This is a genomic window from Amaricoccus sp. (genome assembly GCF_017995835.1).
Classification (GTDB): Bacteria; Pseudomonadota; Alphaproteobacteria; order Rhodobacterales; family Rhodobacteraceae; genus Amaricoccus.
Genome location: NZ_JAGOID010000167.1, coordinates 1 through 4,457, shown reverse-complemented (window position 1 = coordinate 4,457; position 4,457 = coordinate 1). Strand labels below are relative to the sequence as shown.

The window sequence follows — 4,457 nt, the reverse complement described above, 5'->3', positions numbered from 1 at the left end:
ATCGCCACCAGTTCTGCCGACGGTGTGCCGAATGTCTCCTACCTCAGTCACGTCGAGCAGGTGGACGAGCATCACATCGGGCTGTCCAACCAGTTCTTCGGCAAGACCGCCCGCAATCTCCGAGAGAATCCGCAGGCTTGCGTCATTGTCGTCGACGGGGTGAGCGGCCGGCAGACCCGCCTCGCGGTCACCTGGTTGCGGGACGAGGCCGAGGGGCCGCTTTTCGACGCCATGACCGCGAGCCTGCGGGCTTCGAGCGCCCAGGTCGGCATGTCGGAGATCATGCGCCTGGCCAGCGTCGCGATCTTCCGCGTCGACGAGATCGTCCCGCTGCCGCACCCGGAAGGCGTCGAGACCCCGCCCCCGCCGCCGGCCCCGCCGCGCCTCTTTCGTGCCGCCGAGGTCGTGGCCCGCGTCGCGGCGGAGACCGAGACTGCGCGCATCGTCGAGACGCTGCTCGACGGGGCGCGGGCGATGCTCGACGCGCCGGCGGTGATCCTCTTCCAGAACGATCCCGGCCGCGACGTTCTGGTGACGCTGGCGAGCCGCGGCTATCCGCAGACAGGCGCCGGCTCCGAGATCGCGCCGGGCGACGGGATCGCCGGAGCCGCCGCGGCCCTCGGCCGGCCGGTGCGGGTCAGCGACATGAGCCGCATCCGTCGCTTCGGCGCGGCGATCCGCGACACCTCGCCTCCGGAGGAGGAGACGCGGGTCATCGCGCTTCCGGGCCTCGCCGACGCACAGAGCCAGCTCGCCGTGCCCATGTACGCCAAGGGGGCGCTCTACGGCGTGCTTTTCGCCGAAAGCCCGGCGCGGCTCGCCTTCCGCCACGACGACGCGGTGGCGCTCTCCATGGTTGCGAACCACGCGGCGGCGACGCTGCTGATCGGCGAGGCGCTGGCCGGCGAGGCGACCGCGCCGCCCCCGGAGCCGCGGGGCGGGCCGGCGGCGGGCAGATTTCATGTGCTTCATCACCGTTTCGACGACAGCGTGTTCATCGACAACGGCTACGTGATCCGCGGCGTCGCGGGGCGGCTCCTCGTCTACCTGCTGGAGCGTCATCTCGCCGACGGACGGGTCGAGTTCTCGAACCGCGAGATCCGTCTCGCGCCCGATCTTCGGCTCCCCGAATTCAAGGACAACCTCGAGACTCGGCTTCTCCTTCTCCGCCAGCGCCTCGACGAGAAGGGATGCCCTGTCCGCCTCGTCCGCGCCGGCCGCGGCCTCGTCCGGCTCCAGCTCGCCCGCCGCCCGGAGATCGAGCGCTCGGCCTGAGCGTGGCAGGCCGCCGGTCAGGCCGCCCTGGCGAGAAGGACTCCCGCCTCGACACCGATGACGTGCGCCTCGACGATCTCGCCCGGGCGGGCGGGCGTGGAGAGGCGCGCCGGTGCGAAGCCCTCGGTGCGCCCCAGGTCGGGCCGCTCCATCAGCAGGCGCACGCGGGCGCCGCGCTGCGCTTCGAGATGCGCCGCGGCGCGCGTCGCGCCGAGCGCGCGCAGGCGCTCCGCGCGGGCGCGCGCGACGGCGGGATCGACCTGCGGCATCCGCGCGGCCGGCACGCCGGGGCGCGGGCTGAACGGAAAGACGTGGAGCCAGGTCAACTGGCATTCCTCCACCAGCCGCAGCGTGTTCGCGAAGGCGGCCTCGGTTTCGGTCGGAAACCCGGCGATCAGGTCGGCGCCGAGGACGATGCCCGGCCGCGCCGCCCGGACCTCGGCGCAGAAGGCGATGGCGTCGTCGCGCAGGTGGCGGCGCTTCATCCGCTTCAGGATCAGGTCGTCGCCGGCCTGGAGCGAGAGATGGAGATGCGGCATCAGCCGGGGCTCGCCGGCGATCGCCTCCATCAGCCGCGGGTCGACCTCGACCGAGTCGATCGACGAGAGGCGGAGCCGCGGCAGGTCGGGCGCGGCCGCGAGCGCCGCCGCGACGAGATCGCCGAGCTTCGGCGCGCCGTCGAGGTCGGCGCCCCAGCTCGTCAGGTCGACGCCGGTCAGCACAACCTCGTTGAAGCCGCGACCGACGAGGCGGGCGATCTGCTCGACCACCGTGGCGGCCGGGACGGAGCGCGAGGCGCCGCGCCCGTAGGGGATCACGCAGAAGGTGCAGCGGTGGTCGCAGCCGTTCTGGACCTGCACATAGGCGCGGGCGCGGGCGGCAAGGCCGTCCACCAGCGGCGCCGGCGCCGTCCGCTCGGCCATGATGTCGCCGACGGTCACGCGCTCCGCCTCGCCGGCGGCGATCCGGGTCCAGGCCTCGGGCCGCAGCTTCTCGGCGTTGCCGAGCACGACGTCGACCTCGGGCATCGCGGCGAAGCGCGCCGTCTCGGTCTGGGCGGCGCAGCCGGTAACGAGGATGCGCGCCTCTGGCCGCTCGCGGCGCAGCTTGCGGATGCGCTGGCGCGCCTGGCGAACCGCCTCGGCGGTGACGGCGCAGGTGTTGACCACCACGGCGTCGACTACCCCCGCGCGTTCCGCAAGGCCGCGCATGGCTTCGCTCTCGTAGGCGTTGAGGCGGCAGCCGAAGGTCTCGACCTTCGTCCCGCTCATGTCGCCGTCCCGAGCAGTTCCGGCGCGATGCGGCCTTCGTAGACGAGCGCCGTCGGACCGGTCATCCAGACGCCGTCCTCGCGCCAGTCGATGCCGAGCTCGCCGCCGTCGAGCCGGACGGCGACGCGCCGGTCGGTCAGCCCGCGGCGCGCGGTGACGACCGCTGCGGCGCAGGCGCCCGAACCGCAGGCCAGCGTGATCATGCCGCCGCGCTCCCAGACGCGCATGCGGATGGTCGTCGGGTCGATGACTTGCACGAACTCGACGTTCGTCCGTTCGGGAAACAGCGGATCGTGCTCGAAACGTGGTCCGAGCGCCGCGAGGTCGACCGCCTCGGCGTCGGGGACGACGAAGATGCAATGCGGGTTGCCTATGCCGACCGCTCCCGGCGAGCCGTCGAGCGGCAGGGCGTCGACGTCGACGGCGCGCGCCAGAGGGATCTCGTCCCAGCCGAGCTGCGGAGCGCCCATGTTGACGCGGATGAGACCCCCGCCGGCCGCCTCGGCGATCAGGAGGCCGCGCCCGGTGCGCAGGCGGAGGGTTCCGGCGCCCGCCTCGTCCATCAGCAGCCGCGCCACGCAACGGGTGGCGTTGCCGCAGGCGGCCGCCGCGGAGCCGTCGGCGTTCCAGAAGTCAATGCGCGCATCTGCGCCTTCGTCGCCGTCGCGGATCACCGCAAGCTGGTCGAAGCCGACGCCGCGCCGCCGGTCGCCGAGCGTTCGCGCGACCGCCGGCGTCACGGGGTCGCGGCGCCCGCGCGCGTCGATGACCACGAAGTCGTTGCCGAGCCCGTGCATCTTCAGGAAGCGCAGATCGTCAGAATCGTCGTTCATCGCCGCTATATACGGATCGCGCCCCCGGCGGGCCAAGGGTTGCAGGGCGGAAACCGGCTTGACCGGCCCCGTATGCGACCCTAACACCGCACGGGTCGGGCCCGTAGCTCAGTTGGTAGAGCAACTGACTTTTAATCAGTGGGTCACAGGTTCGAATCCTGTCGGGCTCACCACGCGTTCCGTCCCGGAGCCTCGCCGCGATCCGGGTTGACAGCGGCCTACCCTTGGCATACCCGCAGCGCCGCGACCGTTTCCGTGCCGCGGCGTCTTGGGCCAGTAGCTCAGTGGTAGAGCAGCTGACTCTTAATCAGTAGGTCCGGGGTTCGAATCCCCGCTGGCCCACCAAGACCCCGGCTTGACGTTCGGCGGGCGCGGCATCCGCGCCCGGCGCGCTGTAGCAGCGGAGGGTCCGACACGACCAACGCTTCGCACCGCCAGGTGGTCACCGCAGCGTCGAAGCCGCAAACCGCAAGGATCAGCGACCAGCCCACGAGGAGGAAACCAGTGGCGCCCGTCACCGGCTCCGAGCGCGAAAGCGCTGCGACCGACATCGAGCTTCTGCGCGAAACCATGCGCATCGCCATCGCCAGCCGCGCGGCGGGCAACCATCCCTTCGGCGCGCTTCTCGCTGGGCCGGACGGACAGGTGCTCCTCCGCTCCGGCAACACCTTCGCCACGGACAAGGGCGTCGGCCACGCGGAGATGAACGTCGCGCGCGAGGCGGCGCTCCGCTTCGCACCGGAGTTCCTCGCCGACTGTACCCTCGTCACCTCGGTCGAACCCTGCTGCATGTGCTCCGGGGGGGCCTACTGGGCCGGGATCGGCCGTGTCGTGTTCGGGATGACCGAGAGGCGGCTGGCCGAACTCACCGGCGACAATCCGGAGAACCTGACCATGGACATGCCCTGCCATTCCGTCTTCGACGCCGGACAACGAAAGGTCGAAGTCGTCGTGAGCTGCCCCCAGTTTCCCTGGACATCGCTTTGTCCGAAAGGAGACCGAGATGGACCAGCCGAGGGACCCCCAGATGAACGGGCAGGAAGGAGCTGCTGTTGTTGATGAGCCTGTGGTCAGGGTG

At 71.5% G+C, this 4,457-nt stretch carries 4 protein-coding genes and 2 tRNA genes; 4 read left to right on the top strand and 2 right to left on the bottom strand.

Annotated elements, in window-relative coordinates:
* Nucleotides 1-1,275 (top strand): GAF domain-containing protein (locus KBA23_RS16010; protein ID WP_290743041.1); only part of this gene is annotated, 1,275 nt, incomplete at its 5' end.
* Nucleotides 1,276-1,292: 17 nt separating this feature from the next.
* Here the strand turns inward: KBA23_RS16010 and mtaB are convergent.
* Both mtaB and dapF read right to left on the bottom strand, forming a co-directional pair.
* Nucleotides 1,293-2,546: a tRNA (N(6)-L-threonylcarbamoyladenosine(37)-C(2))-methylthiotransferase MtaB gene (gene mtaB / locus KBA23_RS16005; protein WP_290743039.1), complete on the bottom strand. Its 1,254-nt coding sequence runs from the start codon at nucleotides 2,544-2,546 to the stop codon at nucleotides 1,293-1,295.
* The gene (gene dapF / locus KBA23_RS16000; protein ID WP_290743037.1) at nucleotides 2,543-3,379 is read right to left on the bottom strand and encodes a diaminopimelate epimerase; all 837 of its coding nucleotides are present in this window, start codon (nucleotides 3,377-3,379) and stop codon (nucleotides 2,543-2,545) included. The genes mtaB and dapF overlap by 4 nt, the downstream gene beginning before the upstream one ends.
* A 97-nt stretch (nucleotides 3,380-3,476) precedes the next feature.
* On the opposite strand from dapF, the gene KBA23_RS15995 reads away from it, so the two are divergent.
* The 3 genes from KBA23_RS15995 (at nucleotide 3,477) to KBA23_RS15985 (ending at nucleotide 4,438) form a co-directional block, all read left to right on the top strand.
* A tRNA-Lys gene (locus KBA23_RS15995) sits at nucleotides 3,477-3,552 on the top strand.
* A 97-nt stretch (nucleotides 3,553-3,649) separates the two neighbouring features.
* Nucleotides 3,650-3,724: transfer RNA gene (locus tag KBA23_RS15990), tRNA-Lys, on the top strand.
* A gap of 159 nt (nucleotides 3,725-3,883) precedes the next feature.
* The gene (locus KBA23_RS15985) at nucleotides 3,884-4,438 is read left to right on the top strand and encodes a nucleoside deaminase (protein ID WP_290743034.1); all 555 of its coding nucleotides are present in this window, start codon (nucleotides 3,884-3,886) and stop codon (nucleotides 4,436-4,438) included.
* Nucleotides 4,439-4,457 lie beyond the last annotated feature (19 nt).

Bases quoted from the DNA above. Each gene is read 5' to 3' on its own strand.
- mtaB (WP_290743039.1), bottom strand. From the start codon at position 2,546: ATGAGCGGGACGAAGGTCGAGACCTTCGGCTGCCGCCTCAACGCCTAC.
- dapF (WP_290743037.1), bottom strand. From the start codon at position 3,379: ATGAACGACGATTCTGACGATCTGCGCTTCCTGAAGATGCACGGGCTC.